The sequence below is a fragment of the Mesoterricola sp. MK458 genome (assembly GCF_055384935.1).
This window is the reverse complement of sequence record NZ_AP045075.1, coordinates 986,105-1,000,833: the sequence shown is the minus strand read 5'-3', so window position 1 is coordinate 1,000,833 and position 14,729 is coordinate 986,105. Positions and strand designations below refer to the sequence as shown.

The 14,729-nt window shown below is 61.9% G+C and carries 14 protein-coding genes; 6 read left to right on the top strand and 8 right to left on the bottom strand.

Features of this window, described 5'->3' with window-relative positions; translation table 11 throughout:
• The first annotated feature begins 165 nt into the window (after positions 1 to 165).
• Positions 166 to 2,349 (top strand): heavy metal translocating P-type ATPase, encoded by a 2,184-nt coding sequence (locus tag ACZ5LB_RS04365; protein WP_464604900.1) that lies wholly within the window; start codon positions 166 to 168, stop codon positions 2,347 to 2,349.
• A gap of 122 nt (positions 2,350 to 2,471) precedes the next feature.
• Here ACZ5LB_RS04365 and ACZ5LB_RS04360 read toward each other — a convergent pair whose 3' ends face one another.
• Positions 2,472 to 5,396: a Tn3 family transposase gene (locus ACZ5LB_RS04360; protein ID WP_464604899.1), complete on the bottom strand. Its 2,925-nt coding sequence runs from the start codon at positions 5,394 to 5,396 to the stop codon at positions 2,472 to 2,474.
• A gap of 102 nt (positions 5,397 to 5,498) precedes the next feature.
• Here ACZ5LB_RS04360 and ACZ5LB_RS04355 point away from each other — a divergent pair, with 102 nt between their 5' ends.
• Positions 5,499 to 6,104 carry a recombinase family protein gene (locus tag ACZ5LB_RS04355; protein ID WP_464604898.1) on the top strand — a complete coding sequence of 202 codons (606 nt, stop codon included), beginning with the start codon at positions 5,499 to 5,501 and terminating at the stop codon, positions 6,102 to 6,104.
• A 154-nt stretch (positions 6,105 to 6,258) separates the two neighbouring features.
• On the opposite strand, the gene ACZ5LB_RS04350 is transcribed toward ACZ5LB_RS04355, so the two are convergent.
• From ACZ5LB_RS04350 to ACZ5LB_RS04320, 7 genes are all read right to left on the bottom strand, one after another.
• Positions 6,259 to 7,140, bottom strand: a complete 882-nt coding sequence (locus tag ACZ5LB_RS04350) for a transposase (RefSeq protein ID WP_464604897.1) — start codon at positions 7,138 to 7,140, stop codon at positions 6,259 to 6,261.
• Positions 7,137 to 7,442 (bottom strand): IS3 family transposase, encoded by a 306-nt coding sequence (locus ACZ5LB_RS04345; RefSeq protein WP_464604896.1) that lies wholly within the window; start codon positions 7,440 to 7,442, stop codon positions 7,137 to 7,139. The genes ACZ5LB_RS04350 and ACZ5LB_RS04345 overlap by 4 nt, the downstream gene beginning before the upstream one ends.
• Positions 7,443 to 7,717: 275 nt before the next feature.
• Entirely contained in the window at positions 7,718 to 8,338 is a 621-nt protein-coding gene (locus tag ACZ5LB_RS04340; RefSeq protein ID WP_464604895.1) for a hypothetical protein, read from the bottom strand.
• 93 nt (positions 8,339 to 8,431) lie between these two features.
• Positions 8,432 to 9,577 carry a hypothetical protein gene (locus ACZ5LB_RS04335; protein WP_464604894.1) on the bottom strand — a complete coding sequence of 382 codons (1,146 nt, stop codon included), beginning with the start codon at positions 9,575 to 9,577 and terminating at the stop codon, positions 8,432 to 8,434.
• 15 nt (positions 9,578 to 9,592) lie between these two features.
• On the bottom strand, positions 9,593 to 10,456 hold the full coding sequence (locus ACZ5LB_RS04330) for a serine/threonine-protein kinase (RefSeq protein ID WP_464604893.1): 864 nt from the start codon (positions 10,454 to 10,456) through the stop codon (positions 9,593 to 9,595).
• A 7-nt stretch (positions 10,457 to 10,463) separates the two neighbouring features.
• A complete protein-coding gene (locus tag ACZ5LB_RS04325) occupies positions 10,464 to 10,886 on the bottom strand; it encodes a hypothetical protein (protein WP_464604892.1) in 423 nt (140 codons plus the stop codon).
• Between the two features lie 94 nt (positions 10,887 to 10,980).
• Positions 10,981 to 11,787: a transposase gene (locus tag ACZ5LB_RS04320; protein ID WP_464604891.1), complete on the bottom strand. Its 807-nt coding sequence runs from the start codon at positions 11,785 to 11,787 to the stop codon at positions 10,981 to 10,983.
• Between ACZ5LB_RS04320 and ACZ5LB_RS04315 the strand changes: the two genes are divergently transcribed.
• From ACZ5LB_RS04315 to ACZ5LB_RS04300, 4 genes are all read left to right on the top strand, one after another.
• Positions 11,747 to 11,941: a hypothetical protein gene (locus ACZ5LB_RS04315; protein ID WP_464606369.1), complete on the top strand. Its 195-nt coding sequence runs from the start codon at positions 11,747 to 11,749 to the stop codon at positions 11,939 to 11,941. The two genes, ACZ5LB_RS04320 and ACZ5LB_RS04315, sit on opposite strands and share 41 nt — an antisense overlap.
• Before the next feature lie 186 nt (positions 11,942 to 12,127).
• Positions 12,128 to 13,375 carry a hypothetical protein gene (locus tag ACZ5LB_RS04310; RefSeq protein WP_464604890.1) on the top strand — a complete coding sequence of 416 codons (1,248 nt, stop codon included), beginning with the start codon at positions 12,128 to 12,130 and terminating at the stop codon, positions 13,373 to 13,375.
• Between the two features lie 222 nt (positions 13,376 to 13,597).
• Positions 13,598 to 13,864, top strand: coding sequence for a hypothetical protein (locus ACZ5LB_RS04305; RefSeq protein ID WP_464604889.1), 267 nt, complete (start codon positions 13,598 to 13,600; stop codon positions 13,862 to 13,864).
• Positions 13,865 to 14,140: 276 nt separating this feature from the next.
• The gene (locus ACZ5LB_RS04300) at positions 14,141 to 14,728 is read left to right on the top strand and encodes a tetratricopeptide repeat protein (RefSeq protein ID WP_464604888.1); all 588 of its coding nucleotides are present in this window, start codon (positions 14,141 to 14,143) and stop codon (positions 14,726 to 14,728) included.
• Position 14,729 lies beyond the last annotated feature (1 nt).

Here is a 14,729-nt window from a genome sequence, read left to right as displayed (position 1 = left end):
CTGCTGGTCTGTCTTTTGGCAGGTATGCGTTGGACCGGCATCATTATGGGCCTTCGACGCAGATCACCCTCGCTTCGACATCTCCAAATATCACCTGTCCCTTCAGCGCCAAGACTGGAACGACACCCTCGCTGCGACGCTGGACATTCTCATGGGGGATACACCATGACTCGATCCCTGGTGTTCAAAGTCCACGGCATGGACTGCGCCGAGGAAGTCGCCGTTCTCAAACGCGCCCTTGGTCCTTTGGTGGGGGGTGAGGACCATCTCCGGTGCGACCTGCTTAATGGGCGGTTGTTCGTATCGGGTGAGAATCCGTCCTCATCGGAGGTCATCCTTCGGGCCATCGCCCAAACCGGAATGAAGGCCGAGCCATGGTCTGAAAGCGCCCAAGGGGATGGCCACGGACGCCCATTGGCGCTTCGAACCCGAACCCTGGCCACCCTTGCGAGCGTATTGATCATCCTGATCGCACTTGCCACGCATGCCATGGATGGCGCTGGAATCCTTGGAGCCCTCGGCTGGAGAGAGGCCGAAGGGTTTCACCATGTTCCTGTGACTGTGAAGGTGCTCTATGCGGCTGCTTCTGTCCTCGCCGCTTGGTTCATCCTTCCCAAGGCGTGGTATTCCGCCAAAACGCTGCGTCCGGACATGAACCTTCTGATGACGATCGCTGTTGTGGGCGGGATCGCAATCGGGGAATGGTTCGAGGCCGCGACGGTCGCATTTCTCTTCTCCGTCTCCCTCACCCTGGAAAACTGGAGCCTTGGCAGAGCGCGGCGTGCCGTGCAGGCGCTGTTAAAGCTGACGCCGGATACCGTTCACGTCCTGGCGTCATGTGGATGCTCTTGTGGGGAAGTCAAAGATACGGAGCCCGGTGAAGTCACGGTGGGAACGAGGATTCAGATCCGCCCAGGTGAACGCATTCCTCTGGATGGCTCCATCGTGGAGGGAGAAAGCGAGGTCAACGAAGCCCCCATCACCGGGGAGAGCATGCCCGTCCTTAAAGGCCCAGGGGCTGCCCTTTACGCTGGTGCCATCAATGGGAACGCGACATTGATTGTCGCCACGACCCACACCGCCACGGACACGGTTCTGGCCCGGATCATTCGAATGGTGGGAGAGGCTCAAGGCAGACGCGCCATCGCCGAGCAGTGGGTGGACCGTTTCGCCAGGGTCTACACCCCGATCGTGATGATCCTGGCGCTCCTGGTGGCCGTGATGCCTCCCCTCCTCGGGCTCGGTGCATGGTCGCCGTGGCTCTATCGCGCCCTGGTGCTGCTGGTGATTGCGTGCCCTTGCGCCTTGGTGATCTCGACACCCGTCAGCATCGTCTCCGGTCTGGCGGCGGCTGCGCGGCACGGCGTATTGATCAAAGGAGGCGCCTACCTGGAGGCACCTGCTCACCTGAATGCCATTGCTTTCGACAAGACCGGAACCCTGACCGAGGGAAAGCCGGAGGTCACACAGGTGGTGGCATTGAATGGGTATTCCGAACGCGAAGTGCTCCAGTTCGCGGGTGCTCTCGAATCCCAGAGCGACCATCCGCTCGCCATCGCCATTTCGTCCCATGCGTTCAAAGGTGGTGCACGAGCACCCAAGGTGGAGGATTTCGAGATCATCCCCGGAAAGGGAGCCTCTGGGCACGTGCAGGCAAGGAACTGCTGGCTGGGTTCCCACCGGATGGTTTCCGCAAAGGGAATGGAGAACGAAAGGGTGGCAGATGCGACTGCTGCCTGCGCCAGGGCCGGTCGAACACTGGTCTACATGGGGAACGAGACCGAAGTCATGGGGCTCATCATCCTTCAAGACGCCCTGCGAGTTTCGGCTGCCGAAGTCATTCAGGACATCCGACGGGCTGGCATCAAAAACATTGCCATGCTCACGGGCGACAACCGCAGTACTGCCCAGGCCACCGCAAGCGCCGTCGGCGTGGATGATTGCAGGGCGGAATTGCTCCCTGCTTCCAAGGTCGAAGCCATTGTGGATCTGCTCGCTCGGCACGGCAGCGTCGCCATGGTCGGAGACGGCGTGAACGACGCGCCCGCAATGGCGCGGGCCACCATGGGCATTGCGATGGGAGCCGCAGGCAGCGATGCGGCCATCGAGACAGCAGACGTGGCCCTGATGTCTGATGATCTGTCGAAGATCCCGTGGCTCATCCGCCACTCCCGGCGCTGCCTGCGCGTGGTCAAGCAGAATATCGCCTTCGCACTTCTCGTGAAGGCCGCCTTCGTTGTTCTCACCCTCTCCGGCCATGCATCCATGTGGGCAGCCATCGCTGCGGACATGGGAGCGTCGCTGCTAGTGGTGTTCAACGGCCTAAGGCTGCTGAATCCCAAGACGTAACCACCACGACGTGCCGCCGTGCGGAGGGAGAATCAAACGCGCCGGGGGGGCACGCCGGTACATAAACCGAATAAGGGGTACCCCAACAAACGTGACACCAGCCGTTTCTTCCTTGGAGGGTGTCAGGCTTCCAGCTCCATGCGGGCTTCCAGATCCAGCTCGAATCGCCCGTAAGGGTTGATGTGCTGGGTGAGGAGGGGGCTCAAAGCCCCGAGATCCCTGGGCGTCAGACGTTCAGACCAGCCATCGTCCGCCAGCACGCGCTGGATCATCAGCGTGTTGATGTAGACCAGGCTGGACTGGAGCAGGTGAAGGCAGAGCAGGCCCATCTCCTGATCCTCCCGCCGGTTCGTTGCCAGCTCGCCGCCCCGTCCGTAGAAGATGAAGCCGTTGGCCGCGTTCCAGCTCTCCACCACGTTCAGGCCCTCGTTCACCTCCCGGCGAAGGTCCTCGGAAGCCAGGTAGCGGCAGAGGAAGAGGGTTTTGATGGCCTTCCCCAGTTCCGCCAGGGCCTTGTACGCGGGATGCGGCGCGTTCGCCCGAGTGAAACGCCGGAGCAGGCTTTCCGCGTCGGCCATGCCGCGTTTCATGGCCACGGCGTGCTTCACCATGGCGTTGAGCTGCTGCTCAATCAGCTCCCAGTCGATGCTCCGGGAGGCCAGTACCAAGTCAAGGTTCAGGTAGGCCTGGCCCGCCTCGGACCGGTAGAGCCGCTGGCTGTGGATAGCCTTGATGCGCGGCATCAGCTCGAACCCGAGCAAACGGCAGAAGGCGAAAGCCACCTCGCATTGCCCGTGGCTGTCCACGTACTGGCGCTCCACCTCTATCTCCGTGCAGTGGCGAAGGACTCCTTCGATCATCGCGGAGGCCTCCGAGGAGGACACCCGCTTGAATTGTGAGTAGACGCACACTGACTTTTTCTCGACGTGCCAGTAGACCATCACGCCGCGCCCGCCGTAGCGGTGGTGCCATTCGGTGAGCAGGTTCTGGTCCCAGGCCCCGAATTGCTTGGAGTCCGAGGCACAGGCCGTGGTCCCTTCGCCCCAAATATGCGGCAGACGAGCTGTCAGCGTGGCGTTCACTACTTGGGCGATGGCATGCCGCAAGCCCTCGATGGAGAGGTAGCGGCGGCGCACGTACAGGAGGTCCTTGTAGTCGTCTTCCGGTTCGGCGGCCATGCTCTTCAGGCCCGTGTTGGTGCCCGACCCGTAGAGGCAGAGCAGGAGGCGGCGCCGGAGGGTCGCGGGATCCATGCGCTCCCTGGGTGTGGGGCTCCGGAAGGCCTTGGTGAAGCCCGTCCTGAAATCTGCCTCCTTGAGCACCTCCAGGAGGCTGGTGGACGGCCACCGCTGGCCTACCTCCCGTTTCAGACTGCCCAGATTCTCCGGATCCGGAAGCGCCTCGAAGGGGGTGACGGAGATCCAGCCCCCCTTCTTGGGCAGGATCCTTACCTTGGGGTTGGCGGGCATCCCTTCGTCCAAGGTTTTCAAAGCCTCGGCCAGCTCGGCGCGGATCGCCCCCGTGAAGGCCTTCGCGTCGAGGGGAATGCCTAGCTCCGCATAGTAGGTCGCCCGCTTGACCTCGAAGTCCTGGGGCAGGTCCTCTTCGGGATCGCGGTACCGGCGGCTCCCCTCCACCCAAATTTCCCGGCAGCGGAGGCGATCCCGGAGCGCGCGCAGTACGCAGACCTCATAGGCGATCCGGTTGATCTTCGGCGGATCGCCCTCCGCCTCCACGACGTGGGGCATCCAGGCCGGACGCACGACACCCTGCAGGGGCACTTTTGCTCCCTCGGGATAGGCCGTGCCCTTGGTCTTCATGTGGGTCTTCAGCAGGGCCAGGGCCTCCATCACTGGCTGATGGCGTGGGTTCGTGCAGCGGAACGCGAGGGACTCCAGCAGTTCGGGAAGCATGCGTCGGTAATGGGCACCGTAGGACCGCTTGAGGACCAGGCGCACCGTGCCCTGGTAGGCTGGACCGGTTGTGCGAATCTCCTGGAGGATCGAGCGTAGGAGCTTCTCGGGAGCCACGGGGTAGATCACCTCCTTCACGGCTCCCTCCGGAGAATCCAGGGAGGCCTCCGCCATCCGGACCAGCACCCCGACTTTCCCTGGCACCTTCTGAAGCTGGCCCGCCAGTTCCTCCTCCACCTTCTTCTGCGCTCGCTTGGTCATCTTCTGGATGGTCTCGATGAGCAGGTCCACCAGGTGGTCCGTCAACTCCTCGCCCCGGCGGTTGAGGTAGGCAGACAGCAGCGTGGCCCGCAGGGGGCCGCCGTGACGGCGCAGTTCGTGGGGCTCTTCTACGGCTGCACGCTTCGCGTATCGTTCGATGAGCTTGGGCGGAACGCTCTTGAACAGGTCTCGCGGGAGCCCCACGTCCTTCAGCTCCCGAAGACGGGAAGCGGTCGCCTTCACGCTTTCCACGCCCACCTTGCCTGGGTCGGCCTTGAGGGCCTGCCAGGGCGTCCACTCCGGCTCTTCCTCGGAGGGCTGTGTCTTCAGGAGGCTATCCAGGCGGTCCGAGGCCTTCCGGCCCAGCTTCTCAAAGATGCCCTGGGTGAAAGTGGTCTCATGCCCCTGGAGGGCGGAATTCAGGATGCGCTGGCCATGCTCATCCGCTGGTGGCTCGGTCCGGAGCTCCCGGCACCACTGGTGCATGGCTTGAGTCAAGCGATCCGGGCGGTGCTCCTGGGGAATGACCTCCTGGATGAGCCAGCCTTTCAATGCCTTTTGATCCCTGAGGGTGAATTCGTGGAACCCGCACCATTCGCGGATTTCCGCTCGATGGCGCTTGATCGTGGCACCCTCCCATGGGTAGCGGTTGAATGCCTCCGGATCCACCCCTACATGGTCAGCCACGAAACCAATGACCATCGGCGGGATTGCCCCGGCCTCGCTCGGGAAGCACCCCTCCGATTGAAAGAATTTCAGGAGGATGGCGAATCCAAGGCGAGTTGAGCCCGTCTTGTTCTTCAGGAGCCCCCGCTCATGCGGCCACAGGGACCATGCCTCCGCCAGGTCGTCTTCAGACCACGCCAGTTTCATCCCAGCCTCCCAGAATGCACCAGTTGAAGTAGAGTCATATTGGCATGACGCGAGGGCCACGCCAGCCCTACATTTCCAAGGGCCAAAATCCGAGGGGTTCAATTGATACAGAAGGTGGCCATCTATTGCCGGGTCTCCACAGCGGACCAGTCCTGCGAACGGCAAGAACGGGACCTCCATGCCTATGTGGAGCGGGCCGGCTTCCAAGTGGTGGGCGTCTGGAAGGAAACGGCTTCCGGCAACAAGGACCAACGCCCCGAGCGCAGAAAGGTCCTCGCCCTGGCCCAGGACCGGCGCATCGACGCCATTCTCGTTACCGAACTCACCCGCTGGGGGCGCAGCACCATGGACTTGGTGCAAACCCTCCATGATCTTCAGGCATGGAACGTCTCCCTCATCGCCCAAACCGGCCTCCAGTTCGATCTGGGAACACCGCAGGGCAAGCTCATCGCATCCCTAATGGCCGCCTTGGCCGAGTTCGAGCGGGACCTGCTGCGGGAGCGGATCCGCTCTGGGATCGCCGCTGCCAAAGCCAAGGGGCGCACCCTTGGGCGCAAAGCCGGGGAACGCCCGAAGTCGGATCGTCTCTCTCCCATGGTGATCCGCTTGCTGGAAGAAGGCCGCTCCTACCGTTTCGTCGCCCGGGAGCTTGGCCTAAGTCCCACCACCGTCATGGGAATCGCCCACCGGCACAGGGACGCTACTTGATCCCTGATTGCACGTTTGTTGGGGTTACCCCTTGGGGCGGAGGTTTGGGAAGGAAGGGCTGGCCGCATTGGTGGCAATGCCAGTGGGTATGGGCGATTTCCTGGCGGACTTCCCATTTTGTACCGCGCCCGGTTGTTTAGACCAGAGATTAGCATCACGCTGCCTGCCCGGTAACCCAGGCTTGGCGTGCCTCGTTGGGTGTGCGCCCGCCTAGCTTTTCCAGCCGCCAGGCGCGGTTGTAGAGGTCCATGAAGTTGGCCAGGGCCTGCCGGAGGTCGGCCAGGGTCTGGTAGATCCGGCCCTCGATGACCTGCTTCTTGAGGGTCTTCCAGAACCGCTCGATGACCCCATTTGTCTGAGGCTCGCCGACATATGCCAGGCTCTGGCGGACGCCGAAGTGCTTCAGTTCCCGCTGAAAGTAGTCCGAGACGTATTGGCTGCCATGGTCGGATCGCACGGCCAGGCCGGCCGCGATCCCCTTGCCCACGGCGCCATAGTGCTTCCGGAGGCCCTGCTTGATCGGCTCCATGGCGTTGAACCGGTCACCGGACTTGGAGGCGTGGATCCCGACGCATTCGGCATTGAAATGCTCGACCGCGCCAAAGATCCAGACGGTGCCCTCCTCCACCACCTGGACGGTGGTTCCGTCGGTGCCCCACAGCTCCAGCGGCCTCTGGGTCAGGATGGTGCCGTCATGGGTGTTGGGCTCGCCCTGGGGCGCCCGCTGAGGCGAAAGCAAGGCGTTTTCCCGCATCAGACGCAGGACGCGCTTGGGGGCCACCCTGACCTTCCGCTCGAACTTCAGCCGGTAGTAGACCTTCCGGTGGCCCTCCTCGCGGAAGGGGGAATTGGCGAGGTCCTCCTGGATCCAGGGGAGCAGGACGGCATCCGGGACGAGGGGCTTGGGGCCTCGCCTGCGGGGCTCCGGCTGAACTTGGCGGCGGAAGTAGACCGTCGCCCGCGGCGCCCCCCACGTGCGGCAGACACGCCGCACCCCGTAGCGCAGGCCGGTGCTCGGAGAGATCGCCGCGCTCATTTCCTCGACCTCCCCGACAGAAAACCCGGCGCCCGGCTGGCCTTGATCCGCAGCAGTTCGTTCTCCATCATCAGCTCGCCCAGGCGGCGGTTGACCTCGTTGAGCTGGGCCTGCAGGGGATCGCCCTCACGCTCCTTCATGGCTTCCTCGATGCCATGGATACCTTTGTCTCGCCAGGCTTCCAGGCGGCTGATCTCGACCTTCAGGTCGCGGGAAACCTCGTCCAGGGTCTCTCCGCACAGCAGCCGCAGCACGGCCTCCATTTTCCGGCGCTTGCTCCAGCGCTGAACATCAGCGGACATTCCTACCTCCAGGAATGGGTGTGACGCCAACCTGGACGGCTGCCAAAACGGCCTGGAGCGCGGAATTCCCCCCCAGGCCCCCCCTCTGCCCATCCGAGAGGGGCCGACCCACACGCCGCGGCCCGTGCTCGGCCATGGAAGGGGTGATGGATTTCCTGCTGGATTCCGCTCCGCGGAACTCGCTGCGCTCGCCCTCCGGGTCCACAGGAAACGGGCTGGCGCCCGCCCTTCGGGTCAACACCCCTCCCACAGCCTCGGCCTGCGGCTGGAGACCCCTACGGGTTCTCCACACGGGCCGCTGGGCCTTCAAGCAGCAGCAGGGCATGAGCCGCACCCTGTCGCCGGCTGCTACGCAGCGGCTCGCCTCCGGCATGGCCTTGCCGGTTCCATGACTGCCTTCCATTGATTACCCCCTCCTGGTGGTCCAGGAAATTGGGGCGCGGCCCACGGACTTCCCATTTCGCCATCTCCCTCGGCAAATCCTGTCGGCTGGCCCAAAACAGGAGGAATGCGCCCCCGGCGAAGACAAGGAGCAGCAGGCTTTGGAAAAGCCCGACACTACTGCTCCACTGCTGGGCGGTGGCCAAAGCAAAAAACAATAGCAAGAAGGAGACAGGGAGGAATTCGTAGCGGATTCGAGGCTTTTGACCCGGCCGGTATTTCTGGAGCAGCGGGCTGTTGGCCTGGGCCGCAACGGTCTTCCCATCCACCACCCAGGAGGTACAGGCTTCATCCAAGATTTGCTGGATTGCTTGTGTCGTGGTTGATCCGTCAATTGGACATCGGAAACGTTTATCAAGGCCAGGGGAAGGCACTGGAGCCCTTGCGACCAAGTGGTCGAGGGTGTTGAGGGCTAGATGGTTGACAAAGTCCTGGTCCGGATCCTGATTCTTCATGCCTGCTCCAAGCCAGAAGGTCAGCCCCCCTGGGCGCCCGGTCTAACAAGATGCTTGAAGGGTGCTCTACCATGACCGGTGGAGGTCAAGGTGTCATGGGGTTCCGCCGATTGACGCTCTGAACTCGGTATCGGCCCGAAGCCACTGCCTGACCCAGGAACCATCGTTCGAACGCTCTTCCATGTACAGGGGCTTCTTGTCGAATTCCTTCCACTTGTCATCGGCGGACTTGAGGGTACGGCTGATCATCCTGGCCTTGGCCCGGTGTTCGAAGTCTGCAAACCACCAGAGGTAGTGGCGCCAGCCCAGGCCTACCCAGGCCTCGCCGCTTTGGATGCTGTCGAGAATCGGCTGGGTGAAAGGATTCCTCATTGTGGCGTCCGAAAAGGCGCCAGCTGCCTGAACACGGACTACGTCCGAGGCCCGAAGCATGGCCAGCAGTTGCTCCTCGCACATGTAGCCCAACTGGCCGCCACCCCCTTTCGGGGGAGCGAACCGGGAGCGGGTAAACCGCCTCAGGTTGAAGAACTTCCCCGTGGCGCAATCGGTGGCTCCTGCGGCCTTCCAAAGGACCATGTCTGTGGAGCAGAAGCCCACGAGCACCTTCTGGCCGTTCTGCTCCAGGCGGTGGATCATCCGCATCACGCCCTTCAGACCCTCGGGGTCGCTGAGCTCATGGCGGGGGTCGACCTCGGTCACGATGACGAGAAATATTCGCTCGCACTTCGAGCGGGACACGATCGAGGCGATCTCATCGGCCCGATCCGTTGCGGTGATGTCGTCGAGGCTGATGATGACGGTCTGAAGGACCACCATGCCCGGGAGGAGGAGCCTCAGTTCGTCGCCGACGGTGACCATCTTGTCGTAAAACCCGTTCCGGAAGGTCTTGGGGACAACTGCTGGAGAGCAGACCGCATTGGGCTGCAGGTTGTTCACGACGTTGACCAAGAGCTGGTTCGTTTTTGTCCACCAGGCGTCGGAACTGAGATCGGCCGTATCTACGTCTTTGGGGAAGTGCGGCCAAGTCCGCAATTCACCCCGGTCACTGGTGGGGAAATAAAGCTGGGGATCGAAGATCATCTCCATCCCGGGGTGCTTCTGCCGGACCTTTGCCAAGAGAGCGGCCACTTTGTCCTGATCCACATTGACTGGACTCAGGATTGCACCTTTATAGGACTTTAGTTCGTCCTCGAAAAGGAGGTTGGTGCTGTCATTTCCCATTTGGTGGTAAGAGGGCATGAAGGCTCCTATGCGTTACAGGGCGGCCCAGGCGGTTAGCAGGTCTTGAGGGGTCCGATACCGGCCCACAGGCCATGGATCCACCATTCGCAGCAGGGGGGGCAGCCGGTTGGCGATCGCCCACGTCTGGAACGCCTTGCTCGGTCCTCGCCGGGTGGCCACCTTTGCGATGAGGGTATCCACGCCGTCGGCCTGATCCGCATACGGGTGATTCCCGTAGGCACAAAAGGCCAGGGAAACAGCCAAGGAGAACTGATCGGTTCGCCAATCGATCATCTGCTTGTCGTTGTTCAGTTGTTCCGGCGCGGCGAACAAGGGCGTTCCAGGCCCTTGAGCGAGCCAGGTTTGGGTCAGGGAAAGCTGGGCAAGGTTCCGGACCAGGCCGAAATCGATCAGGACCGGGGTCCCGTCCCCACGAAGCACAATGTTGTCGGGCTTCACGTCCCGATGGACGAGCATCGCCTTCTCCACTTCCGCCAAGGCCGAGGATAGCTGGCGGCAGATGGAAACGAGCCGGTCGCGATCGATGGGGCCCTTGGACCGAACCGCGTCCGTCAGCGAGCCTCCGTCCAAGAATTCTTCCACGGATAGAACATAGTCGGCCCCGCCATGTGAGAACGACTCGATCGCCAGGAACCGGGGCAAGGAGGGATGCCGTGTGGCTGACAGCGTTGCAAGGGCCTCGATTTCCCGTTTGGTCCGTTCAGTCACCGCTCCCGGCAGGTACACCTTGAGGGCTATGGCAGCACCGGAAGGCGTATCAACGCGGTAGGTTGCCTTGAACTCCCCATGCCCAGCCAAACCCGAAAAGATGGCGCCCTTCGCGCGGCAGTACGCCGCCGCAACCACGGCAAGCCGTTTCTCATTTTCTGGGGTCATGAGTGCCTCAGTAATCCAAGCTGGCAAGGGCCTTGGATGTAAGCATAGGCATTAAGGGCTCAAGACCGCAAGGTTCAATTAAAACCTGGATACCTTCAGGTCCAACGCTGCAAAGACCTACCTGGCGTCGCTCGAACTCCTGCCGGTAGGCACTCGCGCGGTGGGCGGCTTTAGAGGGGAGGACAACTAAAGATTTGTGGGCGAAGCAGGTGTTCCGGTATGCCTGCTGAAGGGCCTCTCGCCATCGGCTCAGCTTGGCTTCCAGTGCGAGCACCATGTCTGGGCCCAGAAGGCCGATCACATCCGTCCGGCCATTGCTGTATTCGAACTCAGTTTTCATCTTCGACAGGGACCAAGGTGATTCACCCGAAGCGAGGAAGTCGAGGAGCACATCCACCAATTCCTGTTCCGTACGAAATTCCCCGGTCACCGCAGCCCCCGACCCACTGTAGCATTGGGGGCTACCGCACCCTCCGGAAATGGTCCTGCGAGTGGCCCGATCTGGTTCAACTAGGATGTTTTTGCTAACTTGTTTCAAGTTCGCTCCTGATTACTTTCCGGATCGCCGTCTGAACGTCTGTCGTTTTTTTGCAATTTGAGATAAGAGGCATCCCTCGGTTCACCCTTCCGACCAATCCCCAGTAAGGCGCCGGTCCACCACAAAGGTGACGGCTCAGCCTCGCCCAGCGCTCCTTGGGGCAGGCGTGCTCTTCCCAGAACAAATACTCCGCCAAGTAGGCCTGACCGTGCTTTTTGCTCACCCGCCCTTGATTCAGGTCGTTCAGCCATGAAAGGAAGCATTGAAGGCCCCTTGCTCCTCTCGTCAGGCAGGTAACCACACTCACTGGCCCTTCGCCACCGTCGTGCCATCCGTGAAGTCCAGCGGCTGGCAGGTCCACCAATTGGGACCGGCCGGCCAGATCCTTTCGGGTCATGCGAACGATTTCCGGCATGCGAAGTAGCGCTTCGCGGAACTGCCGACACCAGGTCCACGCGGTCTGGTAGCTTCCGAGCCCGAGTTCGGCCTGAAGCTTCCTGGCTGTCATCCCTGCGGGAGCCTGTGCATAGATCCAGAGCCCCCAAAACCAGGTGCGAAGCGGCTTCTTGAGCGATTCTGCCAGGGTCCTCTGCGTCGCGGATTCCTTGTAGGTGCACCCCCGCCTTCCGCAGACCCAGCGGCGACCGCCCTGTCGTTCCTGAGCGTATGCATAGCCGCAGAATGGGCAGGTGAACCCAGAAGGCCACTTTTGCTTAAACAGAAACCGCCGGCAGGCACGCTCGGAGTCGAAAGTGGCCAAGAAAGAAGGGCTGAAGTCAAGGTTTTGCGTCATTCGAATCACTTTTATGGATACATCCAAAACCAATGTTAATGTTATCTACAAAGCAATTCAAGGCTCCATATTTGCCGAATTGATTCAGGCGTCAGGTCAGACAAGGCTCCTGGAACGGGCACGCTTGACCGCCCCTGCTGCCGGGGCTTGCTGAAGCGCTACCCTTCGATTGCGCCGCGCTATCGGAACTACGGGCGTTTCGAGCTGGACCTGGATGCCTGCTGGAGCTTGGGGTCTGACTTCTCAAGGTGACTTCTCAAGGAGAAATGGCGGCTCATTGCACTTTGTTGGGGTTACCCCCGGTAGGCTCTTGGGAGGTATTTCCTCAAGGAGTCCCCCCATGCACCAAGATGCCATCCGGCCCCTCGCCGAGCGCTACCGTGCCGACGTTGAATCGGTCCATGGGACTTGGTTCCTGGCCACCGACCGGTTGAAGGCCTTCCGAACCATCCGGCGTGGCGTGCAGATCGTGGTCGAGGACATCGCCGCCGGGCGCTTCCCTCCGGATTACCGGGGCTCCAGTCTTGAAGTGGTCATGACGGCCATCACCGAGCAAAAGCAGGTGTTTCAGGGAGCAGCCCACGCCTTCTACTGGAAGCCCAAGCTGCGGATCCCGGACATCTACGAAAACCGGGAAAACCAGCAGGCTTTCGGGCGTTTCCTGGCGGAGGCCCTGCGGGCGACCCGGGATGACCAACTGCTCCAGATTCTCGGGGCCCTGGATGCCCGGAAGATCAAGGGCCTGGGGCCAGCCACCGCCAATATCCTTTACTTTCTCCACCCAACCCGGATTCCCCCATTCAACACCGCGATTCTGAGAGGGTTCAACGCCCTTGCGGGCACGCGTCTCGGCCTGGGTTCCTGGAGCGACTACCTGGTGTTCAGGGATGCGGTCCTGGCGATGAATGAGGCGAACCAGGCCCTCTTTTCCAAGGACCTCGGGGCCATCTGCGGATTCCTCTTCGAAATCGGAATCGGCAAGGTGGCCATCGAGGGCAACGTGGATGCGGCCCTCCAGTTCGAAGCCCGGAAGCGGGAGGCCCTGCTCCGGAAGCGCCACCAGGAGATCCAGGACGATGCGGTCGAAACAGGCGCCCATGCACGGATGCAGGCGCATCTGCTCCGGATTGGCCGAGCCCTCGGGCTGACGACATGGGTGGCGAGGAACGACCGGAACGCCGCGAGCCCCTTCGGTGGAAGCCTGGGGGAGTGCTGCATCCAGTCGCTGCCCCTGCCGGACCTCCCTGGGGAGACCATCTCGACCATCGAGCTGATCGATGTGCTCTGGATTTCCGAAGGGCGCATCGTCGCCGCCTTCGAGGTGGAGAAGAGCACCTCCATCTATTCAGGGATCCTGCGGCTTCAGGACCTGAGCCTCTCCATTCGCGGCGACGATCCCGAACTCTTCCTCGTAGCCCCCGACAACAGGGAAGGGGAGGTGCGAGCCCAGTTGGCCAGGCCGACGTTTGCAGGGCTGGCAGCTCGTCCATGCCTGATCACCTTCAGCGACCTGGAGGCCCACTGCGAAGCGCTATGCCGGTTCGGCGCTGACATTACCGTCATGAAGAAACTTGCGAGGCAGGTCTGAGGTCTCGCCCTCATATTGCCGAAGGTCCAGGTGATGAAAATGGGAGTGGAAACGGTCCACTCACTGATCCTGGTGTTTCTTAAAGAATCATTAAAAATAGCAGGATTGCATTGCCCTGACTCCAGCGTTGCTCCATGTTGGGACGTTGATGGCACGCGGGATCCAGCCCTTGGATCAGCGGATGCCCGAGGCCCGGTACCGGACCTTTCCTTGGAGTCGACCATGTTGACTGCAACCCTGATCACCTTGACGATGCTCGCAAGCCCGAGCCCGTCGAAACCCCCAACCAACGGGCGATGCCCCGTCCTCGGCAACCCCGTGTCCGAGCGCAACCAGACCACCACCGTTCGGGAACATTCGTACCGGATCTGCTGCGATGAATGCCGCACCGATCTCGAGAAGAATCCCGAAAAGTTCCTGAACCAGGACGGCAGCCCGAAAAACGCATCCCAGAGCGGGCCGGGCCGGCAGGTGCGGGAACGGTACTGATTCCTGTTCAATCGGATCGTTTGCATAGTGTTCAAGAGCACCTGATCACCGTCGTGGTCTCCAAGTGATTGCGCTTCCCATGTCCCAGCCCTGCTGCAACGAAACACGATCTCCGACCGTGGTGTGGATCACCTGCATGATCGTCGGGGGCATCCTGCTCTACCTTGCTTTCGGTGCGCCCTGATGAGCCAGCGTTCCTCTCTTCCACCTGGACCTCGCCGCGAGGTTCGGCCCAACCCACATGTGGCCCACCAACGTCGGGCCGGAGGTCCATTCGTGAACCGCGACATCACCATTGCTCTTCTTACGGGCGTCATCGCCGGCTTTGTCGCCGGCTTCTTCCTGGGCAACAACAGGACCACCCAACCGGTGGCGCAGGTCCAGAGCCCGCTTCCTCCAGGTCCGGCAGCGCCATCGGCGGCCGGCTCCGTCGATGCCTACCAGCGCATCCAGGGCGTGTTGGCCAGCCTTGCCCTGGATCCGAAAAACGCCAAAGCCTGGATCTCCCTGGGCAACGATTATTTCGATACCCACCAGCCCCAGAAGGCCGTGGAGGCCTACGACAAGGCCCTCGAACTGGAGCCCAAAGGCGCGCACGTCGCTGACGTGCTCACGGACCAGGGGATCATGTACCGGGAGATGAAGGCGTTCGACAAGGCCACGGCCAACTTCAAGAAGGCCAACAAGGCGAACCCCGGGCACGTCCAGAGCGTGTTCAACCTGGGGATCGTCTGCTATCAGGACCTCAAGGACCTGCCCGCCGCCCGTCAAGCCTTCACCCGCGTCATCGAAATGGCCCCTGCCTCGACCCAGGCGGAACAGGCTTCGTCGCTCCTCGCAGCGATGGCGGGAGGGAAATCCTGAA

What these genes read in the sequence shown, in the direction of transcription:
- ACZ5LB_RS04305 (WP_464604889.1), top strand. Translation starts at nt 13,598, where the DNA reads ATGTTGACTGCAACCCTGATCACCTTGACGATGCTCGCAAGCCCGAGC.
- ACZ5LB_RS04345 (WP_464604896.1), bottom strand. Translation starts at nt 7,442, where the DNA reads ATGTCCGCTGATGTTCAGCGCTGGAGCAAGCGCCGGAAAATGGAGGCC.
- ACZ5LB_RS04365 (WP_464604900.1), top strand. Translation starts at nt 166, where the DNA reads ATGACTCGATCCCTGGTGTTCAAAGTCCACGGCATGGACTGCGCCGAG.
- ACZ5LB_RS04335 (WP_464604894.1), bottom strand. Translation starts at nt 9,577, where the DNA reads ATGCCCTCTTACCACCAAATGGGAAATGACAGCACCAACCTCCTTTTC.
- ACZ5LB_RS04320 (WP_464604891.1), bottom strand. Translation starts at nt 11,787, where the DNA reads ATGACGCAAAACCTTGACTTCAGCCCTTCTTTCTTGGCCACTTTCGAC.
- ACZ5LB_RS04340 (WP_464604895.1), bottom strand. Translation starts at nt 8,338, where the DNA reads ATGAAGAATCAGGATCCGGACCAGGACTTTGTCAACCATCTAGCCCTC.
- ACZ5LB_RS04310 (WP_464604890.1), top strand. Translation starts at nt 12,128, where the DNA reads ATGCACCAAGATGCCATCCGGCCCCTCGCCGAGCGCTACCGTGCCGAC.
- ACZ5LB_RS04360 (WP_464604899.1), bottom strand. Translation starts at nt 5,396, where the DNA reads ATGAAACTGGCGTGGTCTGAAGACGACCTGGCGGAGGCATGGTCCCTG.
- ACZ5LB_RS04350 (WP_464604897.1), bottom strand. Translation starts at nt 7,140, where the DNA reads ATGAGCGCGGCGATCTCTCCGAGCACCGGCCTGCGCTACGGGGTGCGG.
- ACZ5LB_RS04330 (WP_464604893.1), bottom strand. Translation starts at nt 10,456, where the DNA reads ATGACCCCAGAAAATGAGAAACGGCTTGCCGTGGTTGCGGCGGCGTAC.